General features: G+C 63.0%; 17 protein-coding genes. All 17 read right to left on the reverse strand.

Annotation, left to right across the window (positions count from 1 at the left end):
- Nucleotides 1–5: 5 nt before the first annotated feature.
- On the reverse strand, nt 6–839 hold the full coding sequence (locus GR138_RS09450) for a carbohydrate ABC transporter permease (RefSeq protein WP_160858702.1): 834 nt from the start codon (nt 837–839) through the stop codon (nt 6–8).
- A 4-nt stretch (nt 840–843) separates the two neighbouring features.
- Nucleotides 844–1,767: a carbohydrate ABC transporter permease gene (locus tag GR138_RS09455; protein WP_160858704.1), complete on the reverse strand. Its 924-nt coding sequence runs from the start codon at nt 1,765–1,767 to the stop codon at nt 844–846.
- Nucleotides 1,768–1,853: 86 nt separating this feature from the next.
- Complete coding sequence (locus tag GR138_RS09460; protein WP_160858706.1) at nt 1,854–3,113, reverse strand: ABC transporter substrate-binding protein; 1,260 nt, start codon at nt 3,111–3,113, stop codon at nt 1,854–1,856.
- A 39-nt stretch (nt 3,114–3,152) separates the two neighbouring features.
- Nucleotides 3,153–4,325: a PLP-dependent transferase gene (locus tag GR138_RS09465; RefSeq protein ID WP_160858708.1), complete on the reverse strand. Its 1,173-nt coding sequence runs from the start codon at nt 4,323–4,325 to the stop codon at nt 3,153–3,155.
- On the reverse strand, nt 4,322–5,044 hold the full coding sequence (locus GR138_RS09470; RefSeq protein ID WP_160858710.1) for a FadR/GntR family transcriptional regulator: 723 nt from the start codon (nt 5,042–5,044) through the stop codon (nt 4,322–4,324). Before GR138_RS09470 ends, GR138_RS09465 begins: the two co-directional genes overlap by 4 nt.
- Before the next feature lie 215 nt (nt 5,045–5,259).
- A complete protein-coding gene (locus tag GR138_RS09475) occupies nt 5,260–6,687 on the reverse strand; it encodes an amidase (RefSeq protein ID WP_160858712.1) in 1,428 nt (475 codons plus the stop codon).
- A gap of 38 nt (nt 6,688–6,725) precedes the next feature.
- Nucleotides 6,726–7,751 carry an extracellular solute-binding protein gene (locus GR138_RS09480; RefSeq protein WP_420853632.1) on the reverse strand — a complete coding sequence of 342 codons (1,026 nt, stop codon included), beginning with the start codon at nt 7,749–7,751 and terminating at the stop codon, nt 6,726–6,728.
- Nucleotides 7,752–7,987: 236 nt separating this feature from the next.
- Nucleotides 7,988–8,305 carry a hypothetical protein gene (locus GR138_RS09485; RefSeq protein ID WP_338091059.1) on the reverse strand — a complete coding sequence of 106 codons (318 nt, stop codon included), beginning with the start codon at nt 8,303–8,305 and terminating at the stop codon, nt 7,988–7,990.
- Nucleotides 8,302–10,596: an FdhF/YdeP family oxidoreductase gene (locus GR138_RS09490; RefSeq protein WP_160858716.1), complete on the reverse strand. Its 2,295-nt coding sequence runs from the start codon at nt 10,594–10,596 to the stop codon at nt 8,302–8,304. The genes GR138_RS09485 and GR138_RS09490 overlap by 4 nt, the downstream gene beginning before the upstream one ends.
- 204 nt (nt 10,597–10,800) lie before the next feature.
- Nucleotides 10,801–11,649, reverse strand: coding sequence for a sugar phosphate isomerase/epimerase family protein (locus GR138_RS09495; protein ID WP_160858718.1), 849 nt, complete (start codon nt 11,647–11,649; stop codon nt 10,801–10,803).
- Entirely contained in the window at nt 11,646–12,851 is a 1,206-nt protein-coding gene (locus GR138_RS09500) for an NAD(P)/FAD-dependent oxidoreductase (protein ID WP_160858720.1), read from the reverse strand. Before GR138_RS09500 ends, GR138_RS09495 begins: the two co-directional genes overlap by 4 nt.
- 55 nt (nt 12,852–12,906) lie before the next feature.
- Entirely contained in the window at nt 12,907–13,851 is a 945-nt protein-coding gene (locus tag GR138_RS09505) for a substrate-binding domain-containing protein (RefSeq protein WP_160858722.1), read from the reverse strand.
- Nucleotides 13,852–13,927: 76 nt separating this feature from the next.
- Nucleotides 13,928–14,239 (reverse strand): Rieske (2Fe-2S) protein, encoded by a 312-nt coding sequence (locus GR138_RS09510; RefSeq protein ID WP_160858724.1) that lies wholly within the window; start codon nt 14,237–14,239, stop codon nt 13,928–13,930.
- Entirely contained in the window at nt 14,236–15,270 is a 1,035-nt protein-coding gene (locus GR138_RS09515; protein WP_160858726.1) for a sterol desaturase family protein, read from the reverse strand. The genes GR138_RS09510 and GR138_RS09515 overlap by 4 nt, the downstream gene beginning before the upstream one ends.
- A 156-nt stretch (nt 15,271–15,426) precedes the next feature.
- Entirely contained in the window at nt 15,427–16,428 is a 1,002-nt protein-coding gene (locus tag GR138_RS09520) for a substrate-binding domain-containing protein (protein WP_160858728.1), read from the reverse strand.
- Between the two features lie 63 nt (nt 16,429–16,491).
- Complete coding sequence (locus GR138_RS09525; protein WP_160858730.1) at nt 16,492–18,117, reverse strand: GMC family oxidoreductase N-terminal domain-containing protein; 1,626 nt, start codon at nt 18,115–18,117, stop codon at nt 16,492–16,494.
- Complete coding sequence (locus GR138_RS09530; protein WP_160858732.1) at nt 18,114–19,643, reverse strand: FGGY-family carbohydrate kinase; 1,530 nt, start codon at nt 19,641–19,643, stop codon at nt 18,114–18,116. The genes GR138_RS09525 and GR138_RS09530 overlap by 4 nt, the downstream gene beginning before the upstream one ends.
- Nucleotides 19,644–19,703 lie beyond the last annotated feature (60 nt).

Raw genomic sequence — 19,703 nt, forward strand, 5'->3', positions numbered from 1 at the left:
CCCTTTCAGCCTTTGACCGCGCCGGCCGTCAGGCCCTGCACGAGGTAGCGCTGGATGAGGAGGAAGAAGAGGCAGGCCGGGATGAGTGCGAGGATACCCGCCGCCATCATCTGCCCGAAATCGACCGAGAATTTCGAGACGAAGGTGAGCAGACCCACCGGGAAGGTCGCCGCGTCGTTGCCCGAGATCAGCATGAGGGCAAAGAGCAGTTCGCTCCAGGCCGCGGTGAAGACGAAGCCCAGCGTCGCGGCAATGCCGGGCAGAGTCAGCGGCAGGATGATCTGGCGGAAGGCGATGAACTGCGTCGCTCCGTCGATCATCGCCGCCTCCTCGAGATCCTTCGGTATGCCGTCGAAGAAGGACTGCATGAGAAAGGTCGCGAAGGGCACGTTGAAGGCGGTGTAGACAATGACGAGGCCGGTGAGGCTGTTGGTCAACCCGAGCGGCGAGAGCATCTTGAAGATCGGCGCGACCAGCATGACCAGCGGGAACATCTGCGTGATCAGCATCAGCGCGACGATCCAGTATTTCGCCCGGAAATTGAAGCGCGAGAGCGCGTAGCCGGCGAGCGAGGCGAGGATGGTCACGGCAATCGCCGTCGACCCTGCCACGATCAGGCTGTTCTTGAAGAAGGTCGGGAAGGCGCTGTGGGCGATGACGAAGGTGTAATGCTCGAAGGTCGCGCGCGACGGCCACATGCGCACGCCCTCGCTATAGAGCAGGTCGTTCGGCGTCACGGAGACCTTCAAGAGCCAGAACAGCGGGAAGAGCGCCACGACGATATAGGCGAGGATGGCGAGGCGGTGTGCGACGGTGAGGAGGAGCTTGCTGGTGCGCATGGTTTCAACCCTTGTTCAGCAGCGTTTGGCGCAGCACTACGATCAGCATCGAATAGGCGAGCAGCAACACCAGCAGGACCAGGGCGATCGCCGAGGCGTAGCCGAAATCGAGCCGCTTGAAGGCCTGGGTGAAGATGTAGCTCGCGACGATCTGCGTGCGGTCCGCCGGCCCGCCATTGGTCATGACGACGATGAGGTCGGCAAAGTTGGAGATCCAGACCGTGCGCAAGAGGATGGTGATGGCGATGGTCGGCGCAAGGAACGGCAGCGTGATCGACAGGAAGCGCTGGACCGGCCCTGCCCCATCGATGCTGGCCGCCTCATAGAGATCGCGCGGGATCGCCTGAAGTGCGGCGAGTAGCGTGATCGCGAAGAACGGAATGCCCCACCAGACATTGGCAACGATCGGCCCCCACATGGCGAGATGCGGATCGGAGAGGATGTTGTTCGGCGCATCCATGATGCCCAGCGCATACATCCAGTGCGGCAGGGGGCCGATGACCGGATTGAACAGCCAGGCCCAATTCAGGCCGGCGAGAAAACTCGGCACCGCCCAGGGCAAAAAGACCAGCGCCTGCGCGAGGCCTCGGCCGGCAAAGGGTTTGTCCAACAGCAGCGCAAGGATGAGACCGAAGAAGAATTGCAGGAAGACCGAAGCACCCGTCCACCACAGCGTGTTGCGCAACGCCCGAAAGAAGGCCTGATCCTCGGAGAGCGTCCGGAAATGATCGAGCCCGATGAAGCCGCCGGAAAACGGGTTCAGCAACTGGATATCTCGGAAGGCATAGGAAATGCCGAGCACCAGCGGCACCAGCATCACGGTGATGATGAGGATCAGCGCGGGCGCACTGTAGAGATAGGGCTCCGACGCGTCGGCGATCCGCTTCCTGAGCGGTTTGGCGGCATGCGGATGGGCGGCAATGGTCATCGTCTCGCTTCCGTTCCCGGGTTGCGCGGCGTTTCGAAAGATGGTTCCGGGCGGAGCCTCGTGTTCTCCGCCCGGAGGTTCCCGGCCTACTTCTTGGCGAGGAACTTTTGCTGTGCCTTGGTGAGATAATCGGCCCACTGGTTGGCGAGATCTTGCGGCGTGATGTCGCCGAGAAGCGCTTCCTGCGAGGTCTTGATGACCAGCGAATCCTTGAAGAAGGCGAACTCTTCGAGATGCGTCGGCATCACGGTCGGCACGGCGTCCTTGTCCTCAAGCTCGGCGAACCAGCCCTTGAACTGTTCGCTGGCATAGAAGGGGTCCTTTTCCGCCGAGGTGTGGACCGGTAGCGCGCCCGTGCGCTTATTCCACTCGATATTGCCTTCCGGCCCTTCGAGCGTCTCGATCAACTTCCAGGACAGATCCTTGTTGGCGCTGGAGGAGAACATCGACCAGCCCGCGAAACCGATCGTCGGGAAGGTCTTGCCGTCCGGGCCCTTCGGCATGGTCATGATGCCGTAGTCTTCCGCCTTCATGCGCTCGGCAATGGCGATGAGCGCGTCCGGGTCCTGGTCGAGGAAGGCGCAGGTGCCGGAATAGAAGCCGGCGACGATCTCGTTAAAGCCCCAGTTGACGCTGTCCTTCGGCGCATAGCCGTTCTTGTAGAGATCGATGACCCAAGTGAGACCCTTGACCCAGCCTTCGCTGTTGAAGGTGGAGGTGCCGTCCTCGTTGAAGAACTTGTTGTCGCCGGCCATGGACGCGCCGAACATCACCCAGCCATTGAGGCCGCCCGGGCCACCGCGCAAGCAGTAGCCGTATTTGCCGGGCAGCGCCGAAACCTTCTTCGAGGCTTCCGCAAACTCGTCCATGGTCTTCGGCGGCTCGGAAACGCCGGCTTCGGCAAGCAGCTTCTTGTTGTAGAACATGGCGCGCAGATAGAAGCCGTAGGGCAGCATATAGGCCGTGTCCTTGATGTCGCGACCGAGTTCCAGCGCGCGCGGCGTCAGGCCGGCGGTGTACTCCCACTTGGCAAGATACGGCTCCAGGCTTTCGAGCATGCCGTTGTTGGCGTAGAGCGACAACCAGGTATCGGGCATCTCCATGACATCAGGCACTTCGCCGGCGGAGACCATGGTCGCGAATTTCTGGAAAGCCTCACCCCAGGGCAGCGAGATGATCTCGACCTTCGTGCCGGGGTTCGCCGCCTCGAATTTTCCGACGATGGATTTCAGCGTCTCCGTGCGCTCGGGGCTGGTGATCACCTCGACCAGCTTCAGCGTTGTATCGGCCAGCGCGCTGGTCGCCATCAGCGTGGTGAGCAGGGCTGCGGTCAAAAGTCTCTTCATGGTCGTTCCCTCTTTTCTGGTTGAATCTGATTTCTGACGTCAGGCTTCGGATGCGGCTGTTATCGCCGCTTCCAGATCACTCCACAGGACCTCGGTTCCCTCCAGGCCCACATGAAGACGCACGGACCGCGCATCGATCCCGAAGGAATGCGCGGAATTCGGTTGGGCCTTCTGCTGCAACACCACCTCGCCCGGCACGATCAGGCTCTCATGGCCGCCCCAGGAGACGCCGAGCTTGAAGAGCTTGAGGTGATCGGCGAAGGCGCGGATGTCGATGCCTTCGCGGAAGGTGAAGGAGAACAGGCCGGATGTGCCGGTCAGCCCCGGCGGCAGGCGATTGGCGAGCGCCGGGTGGAACACCGTGTCGACGATCTCCAGTGCCTGAAGTCGCTTGGCGATCTCAAGCGCGGACGCCTCATGCGCCTTCATGCGGATCGGCAGGGTGCGCAGCCCCCGCACCAGAAGCCAGGCATCGAAGGGCGAAAGCTTGCCGCCGAGATAGGGATAGGCCTCCGAGCGAATGCGGCCGATCAGCTCTTTCGAGCCAGCGACCACACCGGCGACGACATCGCTGTGACCACCGAGATATTTCGACGCCGAATGCAGCACGAGATCGACACCCAGCGTCAGCGGCCGCTGGAAGATCGGGCTTGCCCAGCTGTTATCGATGACGCTGACGACGCCGTGCTTTTTGGCAAGGGCGGCGAGCGCGCCGACGTCGTGCGCTTCCATGACCCAGCTTGTCGGGCTTTCGAGATAGAGCAGCTTGGCGCCCGGCAGCGCTTTGGCAACCGCCTCCTCATCGCGCCCGTCGACATAGGTGACCTCAACCTTCATGCGCTTCAGATGCGTGCCGAACAGGCGGAAGGCGTCCGGGTAGCAATGGCGCACCGCGACAATGCGGTCGCCCGGCTCGACGAAGGAGAGCACAGTCGAGGAAATCGCGGCCATGCCGCTGGCAAAACCAAGCGCATCCTCGCCGCCTTCGAGCTTCGCCAGCATCTCCTCGAAAGCACGCACCGTCGGGTTGAGGCCGCGCGTATAGATCGGCCGCACGATCTCGCCGCGATAGGCGGCCACCATCTCGTCGTAGCTGCCGAAGGTGAAGAGCGAGGTTTGCACGATCGGCGGAACCACGGCCTCGAAGGCATTCGCCTCGTCATGGGCGACGATGAGAGAGGCAAAATCGACCGGATCGGCTCCGTTGATCATTGGGACATGTCCTTGATGTCTTCCTCGACAACAGCGAGGATTTTTAGGGTTTCGGCACGGGCGGATTCAGGGTCCTGCGCGGCGATCGCGTTGAAGAGCGTGCGGTGAAACGGGAAGGAACGGCGGGCGAAATCGGGGCGGTTGAACGGCTTTTCCCAGAAGCGCTCGAAGGCGCCACGCATCTGCTCGAGAAGCTGCTTGAACAGCGGATTGTGCGTGGCGTCGTAGATCGCGAGATGGAAGGCCAGATCTTCCGGACCGGAGGTGCCCTTGGCGAGATGCACCCGCTCCATCTCGTTGAGCTTTTCCTCGATGGTGGCGACATCCTCCTGCGTGCGCCGCTTCGCGGCGACCATGCCGGCCTCGCATTCGATGCCGCGGCGAACCTCCAGCGTCTGGAGCAGCACGTCGCGCAAGTGGATCGCGTCGAAGGAGAGCGGCATGTGCACGGTGGCGCTCGTCACCGGCTTCAGGAGATAGGTGCCGCTGCCCTTACGGCTTTCCATGACGCCGAGCGCCTGGAAATGGCGGATCGCCTCGCGGATCGTCGACCGACCGACCGCAAGTGCTGCCATCAGCTCGCGCTCGGCCGGCAGCCGGTCGCCGGCCTGCAAATTGGCACGGTCGATATAGGAGGCCACAGCCTCCGTTACCTGTCGCGCCCTGTCGATGGGCGGCAACGGCTCGATTCGCGGCCTGTCACTCGGATCAGCTGGCATGACGCCAAGTTCCCTGTTTGATGTCAGCTTCTCAAATTGGTCTGACATCTTAGCATTATGCGGCGAAGCCTGCCTGTCAAGCAGCAATCATTGGCGAGCAGATCGATCACAAATAAAAACAGGCCGATCCAAGGATCGGCCTGTTACCGGGAGAAAGTCGCGCGGGTTAGCGGCGTGGGGCGCAGAAGGTCGATCCGGCCACCTATTTCACGCGTCTAGAGGCGCGGGCGAGACGCCGCGTCGCCATACCAGCCGCCAACCGCCTCCTCGAAGGCCAGGCCGGCGCGGAAGACATCCGCGTCGCGATAGGTGCGACCGACGATCTGGAGGCCGGTCGGCACACCATTGCCGGCGTGGCCGGTCGGCACCGACAGCACGGGGCAACGGCTCATCATGTTGAACGGCGTCGTCATGACCCAACCGAGCGAGGGGTTGACCACCTTGCCGTTGATCTCGACTGTGCCCGTCGTCTGATCGAAATCGGCCGGCACGGCGGGCAGTGCATTGGTCGGGCAGACAAGCACGTCGTAACGGTCGAGGATCGGCCCGAGCGTCTTGTACATCTCGCCGACCACCTCCAGGCTCGCGACGAAATCCGTGGATTTCGAGCCGCGGCCATGTTCGGCGAACTCACGGGCATAGGTGGTCATCTTGTCGCCGTGCGTGTCAAGAAGGGTCGAGAGATAGCCGCCGAAGAGATGTTCGAGATAGCCCATGCCGGCAGCGAGCACGTTTGACGGCCAGCCGAGATCGACGGCCTCCACCGTCGCACCCAGCGAGCGGAAGACATCGAGCGCCGCGAGCGTGTTCTTCTGCACGTCCGGATCGACTTCGAAAAGGCCGAGGTCCATCGAGAAGGCGATCTTCCACCCTTTGATCGGCTTGTATTCCAGCGGCAGGCGCAGCTTTGGGCGAAGCGAGACGATGTCGTCCGGGCTCGGGCCGCACATGATGTTCTGCAGCAGGATCGCATCCCTCACTGTCCGGGCCATCGGGCCGGTGTGGCAGAAGAAATCGAGGTTGAACGGAGTGTCGTCCGGATTGCGGCCATAGGGCGGCTTGTAACCGACGACCCCGCAGGCGGAGGCGGGAATGCGGATCGAACCGCCGATATCCGAGCCCGTCGCCAGCGATGAGGTGCCCGAAGCAAGCGAGGCACCGGCGCCGCCAGACGACCCGCCGCAGGTGAAATCCGGGTTCCACGGATTGCGGGTGACGCCCCACAGGCGCGACCAGGTGGTGCCGGCGCAGCAGAATTCCGGCGTCGCGGTGCGGGCATGCACGATGCCGCCCGCCGCCATGACGCGGGCATTCATCGTCGAGGTCCGATCCGCGATATGATCTTTGTGGATCAGCGAGCCGATCGACGTCGGCTTGCCCTTGATCTCGCTTTCGTCCTTGATGCCGACCGGCAGGCCCTCAAGCGCGCCGGTGCGTGCGCCCCTGGCGTATTTGGCTTCGGCCTTGCGGGCGAGGTCCATCGCCTCGTCGAAATGCGTATAGGTCAGTGCATTGACCGAGGCCTTCAGCGTCTCGGCCCGTCGGATCGTCGCCTCCATCAGTTCCACGGGCGAGAGTTCCCGGCTCTTGAAGCGGCGAAGCGCTTCGTGGGCGGGCAGGTAACACAGGTCGAGATCGCTCATGTTTGGCTCCGGTAGGATTGTCTTGTCGGCTGGGCGCATCATTTCAGCACCTCTGTCCAGATTTTCGTATAGAGGTCGGTGACCGACTGAGGACAAGCGGGCGAGAAATGGCCCTTGTCGATGAATTCGGCCGGAACGACGATTTCCGGCGCGTTGCGCATCTCTTCCGGCATGTATTGTTCCGAACCGACGATGCCGTTGGCGTAACGGGCATAGGCGGAGATCAGCGCGGCGTTTTCCGGGTCCATGACGAAATTCTGGAAGCGTTTTGCGTTCCCGACATTCGGCGCCGTCTTCAAAACCGCGACATTGTCCATCCAGATCGGATACCCTTCCTTCGGATAGCCATAGACATAGCGGGAACTGGCCAGACGCACCCGCATCGCGGCACCGCCCCAGTTGACACCGGCCGCATAGTCACCGTCGACGAATTTTTCGGTGCTCGGATAGTCGAGCGCCACCCATTTGTCGCGCGCGGCCGCGAGCCGGTCGCGAACCTTGCGCAGGATGGCAAGGTCATCGGTGCAGGCCGCACCGCCTTCGTAATAGATGGCAAGCGCCATCACGTCGCCCATTTCCGGCAGCACGTTGATCTTGCCGACGAGTTCCGGCGGTGGATCGAGGAAGATCGCCGAGGTGTTCGGGTCGCCCGCATAGACGGCTTTATCGACCAGCACGCCGGTCGTTCCCCATTGCCAGGGCACGGTATAGTGGCGGCCGGGGTCGAACGCGACGTCCACCCAGCGCGGGTCCATGTTCCTGAAATTCTCCATTTGGTCGGGACGGGATTCGAGCAGCAGTCCTTCATCGATCCAGATCTTCACGAAAGTCGAGGACGGCACGACGATGTCGAACTGGTTACCGCCCTGCCGGGTCTTCGCAAGGGCCGTGTCGTTGGAATCGAAGTCGGTGATCGTCACCTTGATGTCATAGGTCTCCTCGAACTTCTGGATCAGCTTCGGATTGGTATATTCGCCCCAATTGTAGATGTTCAGCACCCCCTCCGCATGGGCCTGCCCGCAGGCGAGAAACGCGGCGATCGATGTGGCGGCAGTCACAGGCATGCGCATGAAAACCCCCTCGGCTTGAACGGAACGAAGCACGCGCCAACAAACGGACGCCGGGTTGCGCTGCCCGGGATGTTCAAGGATGACGGATCCTCCGTTGCCATCCCCCTCCAGGGCAAACCTTCCGCGCCCGCCCTCCCGCGGTTGCTTCATTGCGCAGTAAGAAACAAACTGAATAGTTAGTCAAATAGTTTTATGATGCGCTGCGCCGCGGCGCGTTCAGGCTCAAACGATCAGAACGCCTCACCCGGCGGAAGCAGCGTGAGAAGACGCCCGGCGTCTGGGCCCGGCGCGAAGGCGGTGCGCATCGTCCGCGCGTCACGCTGCTCGATGCGGAGCAGACCGCCGGGCTCGGCAACGGCATTCAACTCTCGCAGCACGAGAGCATGGGCGAGGCCAAGCTTGCGGGCAAAGGTACGGCTGTCGCGCGCAATGCCGAGATGGAAAGCCGCGAGAAGACCGGCTTGTATGGCTGTCAGGTGCGGGACCTCCGCTTGCAGGCGGGCGACGCAGGCCAGGAAATGGTCGATATCCGGCGCGCTGACGCTCACGCCGCCTCGCGTTTGCGGAAGGTCACCATGATGGACTTCGAGGTCGGCGTGTCGCTTTCCTCCCCGGCGCTGCCGAGCGGCACCAGGACGTTCAGTTCCGGATAATAGCCGGCAATACTGCCGCGCGGGATATCATAGGGCACGAAGCGGAAATCCGCGGCGAGCCGCTCGATACCGTCGTCATGATCTCCGACCACATCCACACGCTCTCCCGCTTTCGCCCCCATGGCTTTCAGGTCTTCCGGATGAATGAAGATGACCTGCCGCTCGCCGTAGACGCCGCGATAGCGGTCGTCGAGGCCGTAGACGGTCGTGTTGTACTGGTCGTGCGAGCGGAACGTCTGCAGGGCGAAACGTCCACCGCCACGCTTTGCCCGCTGATGCACGGTCTCCTTCGGCAGCGTCCCGGAGAAGAACGTTGCCTTGCCGGCCGGCGTGTCCCATTCCCGATGCGCCGCCGTGTTGCGCAAATGAAAGCCGCGCGGCTTGCGCAGACGCTTGTTGAACGCCTCGAAGCCCGGAATGGTCGCCTCGATATGGTCGCGGATGTGGTCATAGTCGTTTGCAAGCGCCGGCCAGTCGACGATGTCGGTGCCGACTGTCACCCTGGCGATACCGGCAATGATCGCGACTTCCGAGAGGAGATGCGGCGAGGCCGGACGGTTGATGCCGGCAGAACCGTGCACCATGCTCATCGAATCCTCGACGCTGATGAGCTGCGACTGGCCCGCCGGATTGAGATCCATCTCCGTCCGGCCCAGGCACGGCAGGATGTAGGAAACCTCGCCCGGCATCAGATGCGAGTGGTTAGGCTTGGTGGCGATGTTCACCGTGAGTTTGAGGTTGCGAAGCGCCTTTTCGACCAGCGCGCTATCGGGCGTGGCGCGGGCAAAATTGCCACCGAGGCCGATGAAGGCCTGTGCGGAGCCATCCAGCATGGCGCCGATCGCCGACAACACATTGTGTCCGTGTTTGCGGGGCACGGCAAAGCCGAAATGCTGCTCCAGCGCATCGAGAAACGCCTCCGGCGGCTTCTCGTTGATACCGACGGTGCGGTCGCCCTGCACGTTGGAATGGCCGCGCACCGGGCAAAGGCCGGCGCCCGGCCTGCCGATATTGCCGCGCAGCAGCATGAAATTGGTAATCTCGCGGATCGTCGCGACCGAGTGTAGGTGCTGCGTGACACCCATCGCCCAGGTGCAGATGACGCGCTCGGCATTGATGTAGACATCCGCCGCCCGTTCGATTTCGTCGCGGGTCAGGCCGGACTGGTCCTCAATCTCGGCCCAGCCCGTCGCCGCGACGGCGGCACGATAGTCGTCAAAGCCAGCGCAATGCTCGGCAAGGAAGGCATGATCGAGGACCGGGGGAAGGCCGGCGGCGGCCGCCGCATCCTCGGCGGCGAACACGGCCTTCGCCATGCCGCGCACGGCGGCCATGTCGCCGCCAAGCTGCGGCTGGAAATAATGGCTGGCAATGTCGGTCGAACCGCCGCGCAGCATCTCGATCTTGTCCTGCGGATCGGAGAAGCGCTCAAGGCCGCGTTCCCGGATGGGATTGAAGACGACGATGCGGGCGCCGCGCATGGCCGCCCGGCGCAGATCCCCCAGCATGCGGGGATGGTTCGTGCCGGGGTTCTGGCCGATCACGAAGACCGCATCGGCCTTCTCGAAATCCTCCAGAAGCACGGTGCCCTTGCCGACGCCGATCGCCTGGCGCAGGCCCACGCCGCTCGCCTCATGGCACATGTTCGAGCAGTCGGGAAAATTGTTCGTGCCATAGACACGCACGAAGAGCTGGTAGAGATAGGCTGCCTCGTTGCTGGCGCGGCCGGAGGTGTAGAACTCCGCACGGTCCGGATTTTCCAGGCCCTTGAGGATGGCGCCGATCTCGGCAAAGGCCTCGTCCCACGCCACCGGCAGATAGGTGTCGCTTGCCGCGTCATAGCGCATCGGATGCGTCAGCCGGCCGTGAAGCTCCAGTTCGTAGTCCGTCAAGTTGCGGAGTTCCGAAACGGTGTGTGCCGCGAAAAAGGCCGGCGTCGCCCGCTTTTCCGTCGCCTCCCACGCCACGGCCTTCACGCCGTTCTCGCAGAATTCGAAGGAGGAGCCGTGCTCCGGGTCGCCCCAGGCGCAGCCGGGGCAATCGAAGCCGTCCGGCTGGTTGGCCTTCAAGAGGGTGCGGGCGCCGGAGATCGGCATGCCGCTCTCCAGCAGGCGCTTGCCACAGCTCTTCAACGCTCCCCAGCCGCCGGCTGCGGAGGATTTCTTACCGATAAAAGGAGTATCCATAAATCACGTATTTGCCATTCGTCAGGAATGATCAAGGGGACGGTTTGAATGGCTTGATAGGGAATTCCTATCGCCCTCTCCCGAGCAACGTCGCGCATCAGGCGGACACGAGAAGAGGGACGGCCGGGAGCCGCCCCTCTCCTTTCAACCGCGACAGAGGAGATGTGTCGCGGGTTCGGACGCCGACGGGTCGGCCGTTGACCGTCAGGTCGAAGTCGCTTGTCCCGTCACATCCCACAGATCGCGCACCATCTGCCGCAGCAGGAGCGCCTCGGCCCAGCGGTCCGTCGTGTCGTTTCCGTCCCTGCCGGTAATCGCATAGGGCTTGGGGCCGAGTTCACAGGTGAAGACGAGTTCCGCATTATCCGCTGAGCGAGATCGCCAATGGCGGAAACCGTAGTCCCACCATTCAAGGAAGAGGTCCACCCACGGGCGGTGGTGCGGAAAGGAGATTTCGATCTGCACCTGCTCGCGCGAGGCGACGCGGCCGTGGAAAGCCCGCGAATTGCGAAGGATGCGCTGGATCAACGCATGGTTTTCCGCCTCGACCGGAAAAGCGAACTCCCGGCCGACGAGGAAATGCGACAGGTCGGCAAGGAGCGGCAGATCGGGCCGCTGATCCAGCAGGTCCAAGGTGAAGAACAGGTCCGTGGTCATCCGATCGCGGTGTGTCTCGATGAACACGGGAATGCCCGCATCGTCCGCAAGCCGCATCCAGCCGTCGAGCAGCGGCAGGCAATCGTCGATCCGGCGCAGCCGGATATCGGGCTGCAGATTGATGTGTTTGACAGGGTATTCGGCCGCGAGCTCCAGTGGAAGGCGCAGATCATCCACGGTGCGCGGGAAGCAGACACCCTCGACCTTAAGCCCTGTGCCGCGCATGGTTTCGTTGAGGCGAACGACGTCCGCACGGTTGGTATAGTGCGCACTGACACCGTCGAAATCCGCGTCCGCAATCATCGCGATGTTTTCCGCGAGACTGCGTTCGTATCCATCCGTGTGTCGACGCTCCATGGCCCACAGCGACTGGAAGAAAAGCAAGGTCTGCATCAAGCCGCCCGCGCTGTCTTGAGGAGCGCCTTGAGATTGACACCGGGATCCGCAAGGGCTGCGGGATCGGGGCTGATGCCAGCAGCGATCAACATTTCGGCAAGCTTGATATCCTTGGCAAGGCTGTTTCCCGGGCCAAGGCCGGCGGCGGCCACGAGGCGTCCTTCGTCGAGAAAGAATTCCAGCTCTCCCCCGCCGGACGGTCGCACGACACTGCGATGGTCAGGCAGCGGCACGCCGGCGACCTGGAGACCGAGATCATACTGGTCGGACCAGAACCAGGGGGTGGCGACAAAGGCCTCGTCCGCTCCGGCCATGTTGCGGGCGGCAGTCTCGGCCTGGCTGCGGGCATTGCGCCAGCTCTCGAACCGGACATGCCCACCGCCCGGTTGCGAGACAGCAGCACAATCGCCCGCGGCAAAGATATGCGGATCGCTCGTGCGAAGAAACGCGTCGGTCAGGACACCGTTGCCGATGGCAAGCCCGGCCGCTTGGGCGAGATGCGTATCCGGCAGGACGCCGATGGCGGCCACGACGATATCTGCAGGCACCTGGCTGCCATCGGCGAGAACGATGGCATCGGGCGTGATCTCTGCAATGCCCTGCCCCAAATGAAACCTGACACCCTCGTCCATATGCCGGTCGTGAAGCTTGGCGGCAAGACGTGCAGGAACGGCCCGACCGAGCGTCTTCTGGGCCGCCTCAATGACGCTGACGGCGAGCCCCTTGCCGCGCAGAACCGCCGCAAGCTCCATGCCGATCAGTCCGCCGCCGATGATGACAAAATGCCTGCCGGCTTCGGCGCGCGAGAAGATCGCCGCCGCCTCGGCATAGGTGCGGAAATCCAACGCGTGCTGCGCCCCGGGGCAGGTCAGCCGCCTGGGCTGCGCACCCGTCGCGAGAAGCAGCTTTTCGTAGCGCAGGGTGGAACCGTCGCTCAGGCTCACGGAGCGGCGGGCGGCATCGAGGCCGGACGCCGATACCCCTTGGCGATAGTCGATACCGGCGGCGGCCAAAGTCTCGGCGGCGCAGATCGCTTTCATCTGGACCGCGCCGTCCACGGGTTTTGACAGTGGCGGGCGTTCGTAGGGCAGGTGCGGTTCCGAGCCGACCAGCGTGACGGTGCCGGCAAACCCCGCTTCGCGTGCTGCAAAGGCCGCCCTTGTGCCGGCTTCGCCCGCACCGATGATGACGATACCGTCCATGTTGTCTCCGTGGCGAAAAGCGACCGGCGCATCCACGTGCGCCGGCCGGGGAGGATCAGTTCTTGCTGGCGTAGTCGGCCATGTTCTTCGGTGTCACGAGTTCGAACGGCACCCAGACCTGCTTTTCGACCGGCTCGCCACGCACCAGCGCGACCGCGGCATTCACCGCACTGGCCGACTGGCCCTTGGCGTTCTGGAAGACCGTTGCGTCGAGATCGCCGGCCGCCATCGCGGCAAGACCGTCCTGCGTGGCGTCGATGCCGATGACGATGACGTCCTCCATCGAGACGCCGGCTGCCTTGAGTGCCTGGATGGCACCGATCGCCATTTCGTCATTGTTGGCGAAAACTACGTCGATCGGCTGGCCGGCGGTGATCCAGTTGGTCGTCAGGTCCATCGCGTTGGTCCGTGTCCAGGCGCCAGATTGTTCGTCGGCGATCGTCACACTCTTGCACTCGCTGGAGCCAAGCGTTTCCTTGAACGAGTTGGTGCGATCGCGAGAGGCCTGGTGGGCAAGATCACCCATCAAGATATAGACCTGCGCGTCGCTCGCCTTGCCCTTTTCCTTCAAGAGCGAACAGGCCGCTTCCGCACCCAGCTTGCCGGAGTCCGTTTCCCTGGAACCGACATAGGCCTGCTTGTCCGGCAGCTTTCCGGAATTGTCCGGCTCAAGATTGAGGTAGACCAGCGGTATGCCGGCTTTTTCGGCCGCTTCACTGATGCCGGGCGCAGCAGACGTATCCGTCAGCGTCATGACGATCGCGTCCACACCGGCCGCGATGAAATTGTTCACCTGGTTGAGCTGCTTGGAAATATCGGTCTGTGCGTCCTCGATCTGCACGTCCACGCCATTCACTTCCGAAGCCCGCGTGCTGATACCTTCACGCAGAAGGGTCTGGAAGTTGTTGTCGAAACTCTGCATGGAGACGCCGATCGTCTCCGCCGAGGCAGCACTTCCCATCATGGCGGCCAGGGCGGCCGCCAGGTACATGGATTTCATCTCATCCTCCCAATGGGTGCCGGCTCACCCGATCGCACACCGGAGGCCCGACGGGCCCGGTCTTTGCTACGTGGCCCTAGGACAGGGCCACGCGAACCTCTCCGTCGATCACCTCGGCCGGATAGGTTTTCAGGTTCTCGCAGGCGGGAAGCCGCAGGGCTTCGCCGGTGCGATAGTCGAACACGCCGGAATGCTTGGGACATTCCACCTCGAAGTCCATGACCAGCCCATCGGCGAGATGAATCGCCTCATGGGTGCACAGACCGGCCGTGCAGTAGACCTGATCGTCGGGCGCGCGGTAGATCGCGTAGGTGCGGCCCCCGTGATCGAAGCGGATGGCGCCTTCCTGTTCGATGTCATCGAGTTTGCAGGCGGGAACCCAGGTCATTCGGCTGCTCCTTGAACTTCAGTGCGTGCCTTGCGGGCAGCGAGTTTTTCCTTGCGGCGGCGGTACCGCTCCTGCATCTGCGCTTCACCTTCCGGCGAGCCGTCGTGCCAAGTGCCGAACCACTTATCGAGCGGGATCAGCGCGTCGCCGTAGTTCACCTCGAAATATTTGTGGTGCAGGTAGTGCGCATAGGCGTGGCTATCGACCAGCTTGTCCTCGCCGACCTCGACCTTGTCGAAGCCGACATGGCCGGGGATGGCGCCGAAACCCGCATAGTGCAGCTGGTAAAGCATGAGGATCGGGTTGGACGGCAGGATCAGGTGATAGAAGGCGGTGCCAAGATAGAGCAGGTGCTCGACCGGATGCATCGACAGCGATGACCACGGCGACGGGTTCACGGAATTATGGTGGACCGAATGCACCCACTTGTAGAGAAGCGGCGTGTGAATGAGCCGGTGGATGCAAAAGAAGTGGAATTCGTGAATGATCGGCACCACGAGGGCCACGAGCGCCAGTGTCCACGGGTTCTCCGAAAAGCTCAGCCAGGGTGCATAGCCATTGGCATAGGCCCAGAGCATGGCCACTTCGATCGCCGTCCAGATGGTGACGCCCGAAAGGAACGTGCGCAGGATGTTGTCGAGGTTCTGGCTTTCAAACCAGAAGGCCTTGTTCTTCTGGTCTGAGGGGAATTTTCCATTGTACTTGAAGCGGTTTTCCTGCCGCTTCAGCACATAGAGGTGGACCTCGAAGGCGCCGTAGAAGAGGAGAACGCAGACCGCATTCACGATGTAAAGCCAGGCGGCCCAACCGATGCTCAATGTCTGCATGGTTTCGACGGACGGAATGACCCAGGCCCAATAGGCGACCGCCGACAGGGCAAAGATCGCATTCCACGGGAAGAAGTAATGCGGCAGCCATTTCAGGACCGCCATCAGTTTCGGCGGAAAGACGAAGAGCGGCGCGGTTTCAACCGGCTCGTTCGGCGCCCAGTCGCCGCGCTTGTTGCGCTTGCCATATTTCAGATCGTCCATTGCGCTCTCCTTCGGGTTTTGGCCCGCACAATTCGTGAAAGGAGAGCGCGTGATGCGCCTTACCCGTACGTTCTGGTTGGAACGCCGGCTCTCCTCCTGACTTGAAAATTATCAGGAGTGCTGTGAAACGGCGAAGGCTTCCTTGATCAAATCAGATCAAAGCCCTTCGGCGGTTATGGTGATGAAACGAATGGGATTCCGGTCCGGTTCGATCTCGGTCAGGCCGATGCGGCGCAGGACGAGATCAAGCGCGCGCTGCGCCTGCGCCTCGGGTGCCTGGTCGAGCACGACATCCATGATGCCCTCGCCCAGCGCTGTGCGTGTATAGTCAGTCAGTTCGTGCCCGACGAACAGGATATCGCGGCCGCGGGGATGGCGCCGCAGCACGCTGATGAGCGCGGAATTCGCTCCGCCCGCGTTATAGAGGCCGACGAGGTTTGGGTATTTTTCAAGCGCAATGGAGAGTGTTTCCGCGCTGAAACTCTCCTCATCCCGGCTGTAACCAAGCCATTCGAAGGCGATCGGCCCTGGATGATCCAGAAAATAGTCGGAGAAGCCCCGAATACGGTCGCGGTGCACCTGGTAGATCGGGTGGCAGAGCGCCACGACTGGCCCCTCCACCTTGGCCATTCGCGCGATGAAATAGGCCGCCGTACGGCCGGCGGCATAATTATCGATGCCGACGAATTCCGCGCTGTTGCCGGACGCGCGAGTCACCACATGAACGACGGGCACGCCGCGGACGATGACTGCCTCCACGGCAGCGCTGATCAGCGGACTGTTGGGAACGGCGAGGATCAGGCCGGCCCTCGGCGTCTCGGTGGAAAGAATGCGTTTAGCGATCTCCTCCGGCTTCATCTCCTCCGTGAAGCTGCGGTGGACGACGGCGAGCGGATCGAGCGTCGCGGCAATGCGTTCAAACGCCTTGGAAAGCCGCCGATAAAAGGTGGTTTCCGGGCGCACCATCAGCACCTCGATGCGCAGCAAGCCGCGATGGGTATCGGGCAGCGTGCGCGGGTATTTCAGGCTACGCGCCGCAATGACCACCTTCGCGACCAGATCGGGCCGCACCCCGCCGCGGCCGTTCAGCACGCGCTCGACCGTGGCGGTCCCGACACCGGCATGCCGGGCGATGTCCCCGTAGTTCGGCTTGCTCACGTCGCGAAGGCCTTGGATTGAGTAACGCTGCGATGAGGTGCCAAACTAGCGCAAGACGTTTGCCTATGCGCGCGCCAAAATGGCCTCCGCCGCCTTTTCCGCAATCATGATGACCGGCGAATTCGTGTTGCCCGAGACGATCGTCGGCATGATCGAGGCATCGACGACGCGCAGATTGCCGACCCCGTGCACACGGAGCTTCGAATCCACCACCGCCATCGGGTCGTCGCCCATCTTGCAGGTGCCGACAGGGTGGAAGATCGTGGTGGCGATGTCGCCCGCGCGCTGGATCAACTCCTCATCGCTCTGGTACTCCTGCCCCGGCAGCATCTCTTGCGGCCGGAAGCGATTTATCGCCTTCGTCTGCATGAGGCTGCGGGCGTGCCGGATGGACTTGGCCGCAAGCAGCCGGTCCCCGACGGTCGAAAGATAATTCGGGCGGATTTCCGGTGGCAAAGCCGCATCGCGCGTCGTGACATGCACGGTGCCACGGCTTTCCGGTCGCAGATTGCAGACGGAAACGGTCACCGCTGGATAGCGGTGCAGCGGCTCGCCGAGCCGGTCGGTGCTGAGCGGCTGGACATGATATTCGAGATCGGCCGTGGCGACGGCCGGATCGCTCTTCGCAAAAATGCCGAGCTGGCTCGGGGCCATGGAAAGCGGGCCGGAGCGGTTGATGGCATATTGCAGGCCCATGCCTGCGCGGCTGAACAGGTTGTGATAGAGCTGGTTCAGCGTGCGCGCACCTTCGATCTTGAAGACCGTGCGGATCTGCAGGTGATCCTGAAGATTTTCGCCGACGCCCTCAAGCGCATGGTGTATCGGCAGATCAAGGGCAGAAAGAACATCCGGCCGCCCGATGCCCGACAGCTCCAAAATCTTCGGCGAGTTGATGGCACCGGCCGACAGCACGACCTCGCGGGAAGCCCGCGCGATGCACAGCCGCCCGGCAAGGCGGAAGCGGACGCCGGAGATCGCCTTGCCATCGAATTCCAGCCGCTCGGTCTCGGCACCTGTGAGGACGCGCAGGTTGCTGCGCTTCATCGCGGGCCGCAGGAAGGCCTTCGTCGTGTTCCAGCGCAGGCCGCCGCGCTGGTTGACCTCGAAATAACCGGAGCCTTCGTTGTCGCCGTCGTTGAAATCGTCGGTCTTCGGAATACCGAGTTCCTCCGCCGCATCGCGGAAGGCATCGAGGATCGGCCAGGAGAGGCGTTGGCGCTCGACGCGCCATTCGCCGCCAGCACCGTGCATGGCGGATTTACCGCGATAATTGTCTTCCGACTTCAGGAAGTAGGGCAGCACCTCGTCCCAGCTCCAGCCGGCATTGCCCGCCTGTCGCCAGCCGTCATAGTCGGCCGCCTGCCCGCGCATATAGATCATGCCGTTGATCGACGAGCAGCCGCCGAGCACTTTTCCGCGCGGGTAGTTCAAGGCGCGGCCATTAAGCCCGGCTTCCGCCGCCGTCTTCATCATCCAATCGGTGCGCGGGTTGCCCATGCAGAACAGATAGCCGATCGGCACATGCACCCAGTGATAGCGGTCCGTGCCGCCGGCCTCGAGCAGCAGCACCCGGTTCTTCGGGTCGGCCGACAGCCGGTTTGCCAGGACACAGCCAGCCGAGCCGGCGCCGACGATAATGAAATCGTAGGTGCCCTTGTCGACCGGCGTTTCATTCACATGCTGGTTCACGCCGCAACTCCCGTTGCCATGGGTTCGCTTGCCGAAAGCCGCCGCCAAAGCGGCGTCATGGCGTCCGTCATGTCCTTGTAGAGCGCGTAGCGCCGGCCGTAATGCGCGGCAAGGGCGCTGTTGGGTTTATATTGCCGGTCGGTCCGCACCATGGCATTGGCGCCTTCCGTGAAATCCTGAAAGAGGCCGACGCCGGTGCCCGCCGCGATTGCCGCGCCGAGCGCGCCCGTCTCCCGCGAGACCGCGACGGTCACCGGCACGCCGAGCACGTCGGCAAAAATCTGCGGCCAGAGAAGGCTGCGCGAGCCCCCGCCGGACAGCACCGCCTCTTCGAAGGTCGCCCCGGCCTTGCGGATCGTTTCGACATGATGGCGATGGCCGAAGGCGACACCCTCCAGAAGGGCGCGGATCAGGTGCCCCTTCGTGTGCCAGCCGGCGATGCCGTAGAATCCGGCCCGTGCATGGCCATCCTGTTGCGCGCCGTAGAGGAAGGGGTGATAAAGCGGATCGTCGGCCGCCGGCGCAATCTCTACCGCCAGTGCGCAGGCGGCGTCAAAGGGCGAAACGCCTTCCGCATGCTCACCCTCGAAAAATTCCCGCACCAGCCATTCGAGATTTGCCGCCGATGTGGCGCTGTTTTCCATCGCCATGTAGCGCGTGCGGTCGAAGGTCGAGGACATGAAGACCGGGCCATCGAGGTCAGGACCGTCGATGACGACCTGGTTGATACTCCACGTCCCGGCGATGATCGAGGCACTGCCGGTGCGCGAGACGCCCGAGCCGAGCGCGGAGGCCACGACGTCGAATAGCCCGCCAATGACCGGCGTGCCTGCCGCAAGGCCGGTTTCCGCGGCCACGGCATCCGTCACCCGCCCGGCAATGTCGGCGCTTTCGATCAGTCGCGGCAGCAGGTCCATGCAGTCGGCAAGGCCATAGGCTTCCATCAGCGCCTTATCGTAGCGACGGGCAGCGAGATCGAGCAGCCCGGCGCCGGACATGTCCGACATCTCGCTGACGCGCTCGCCGGTCAAGCGATTGACGACGAAATCCTTGGAGTAGAACACCGTGCCGATGCGCTTGAAGACGTCCGGCCGATAGCGCTTCAGCCAGGCAAGCAGCGTCGGTGTCTGGGACGGCCAGGGGCGCTGGCGGGCGATCGGATAGGTGCGATCGCCGACACCTTCCGCCAGCCATTCCTCGACGAGGCCGGTGGCGCGCGTGTCGATCGACTGGATGCCGATGAGCGGTTCACCGTCCCGATCGAGCGCATAAAGCCCGTTGCCGTGACCGGCGCAGCCGATGGCGGCAATATCGTTCGCCGCGATACCCGCCTTGTCGAGGCAGGTGCGGATGACGCGTTTCGCATTGGCCCACAACTCGCCGAGGTCGCGCTCGACATGGCCGGGGCATGGCATGCGGCTATGCCCCTCCTCGCCCGCATGCGCCAATTCCCGGCCCGCGAGGTCGAAGATCACCGCCTTGATGACGGTGTTGCCCGCGTCGAGCCCCAACAGATATTTCTGCATTCCGAACCCCTCCCAAGGCTCCAGTTTTCGCAATTCCAGAAAGACCGCCTATGGTTTTCC

It is taken from the genome of Shinella kummerowiae, assembly GCF_009827055.1.
Lineage (GTDB): Bacteria > Pseudomonadota > Alphaproteobacteria > Rhizobiales > Rhizobiaceae > Shinella > Shinella kummerowiae.

Bases quoted from the DNA above. Each gene is read 5' to 3' on its own strand.
- GR138_RS09450 (WP_160858702.1), bottom strand. From the start codon at position 839: ATGCGCACCAGCAAGCTCCTCCTCACCGTCGCACACCGCCTCGCCATC.
- GR138_RS09455 (WP_160858704.1), bottom strand. From the start codon at position 1,767: ATGACCATTGCCGCCCATCCGCATGCCGCCAAACCGCTCAGGAAGCGG.
- GR138_RS09460 (WP_160858706.1), bottom strand. From the start codon at position 3,113: ATGAAGAGACTTTTGACCGCAGCCCTGCTCACCACGCTGATGGCGACC.
- GR138_RS09465 (WP_160858708.1), bottom strand. From the start codon at position 4,325: ATGATCAACGGAGCCGATCCGGTCGATTTTGCCTCTCTCATCGTCGCC.
- GR138_RS09470 (WP_160858710.1), bottom strand. From the start codon at position 5,044: ATGCCAGCTGATCCGAGTGACAGGCCGCGAATCGAGCCGTTGCCGCCC.
- GR138_RS09475 (WP_160858712.1), bottom strand. From the start codon at position 6,687: ATGAGCGATCTCGACCTGTGTTACCTGCCCGCCCACGAAGCGCTTCGC.
- GR138_RS09480 (WP_420853632.1), bottom strand. From the start codon at position 7,751: ATGCCTGTGACTGCCGCCACATCGATCGCCGCGTTTCTCGCCTGCGGG.
- GR138_RS09490 (WP_160858716.1), bottom strand. From the start codon at position 10,596: ATGGATACTCCTTTTATCGGTAAGAAATCCTCCGCAGCCGGCGGCTGG.
- GR138_RS09500 (WP_160858720.1), bottom strand. From the start codon at position 12,851: ATGGACGGTATCGTCATCATCGGTGCGGGCGAAGCCGGCACAAGGGCG.
- GR138_RS09505 (WP_160858722.1), bottom strand. From the start codon at position 13,851: ATGAAATCCATGTACCTGGCGGCCGCCCTGGCCGCCATGATGGGAAGT.
- GR138_RS09510 (WP_160858724.1), bottom strand. From the start codon at position 14,239: ATGACCTGGGTTCCCGCCTGCAAACTCGATGACATCGAACAGGAAGGC.
- GR138_RS09515 (WP_160858726.1), bottom strand. From the start codon at position 15,270: ATGGACGATCTGAAATATGGCAAGCGCAACAAGCGCGGCGACTGGGCG.
- GR138_RS09530 (WP_160858732.1), bottom strand. From the start codon at position 19,643: ATGCAGAAATATCTGTTGGGGCTCGACGCGGGCAACACCGTCATCAAG.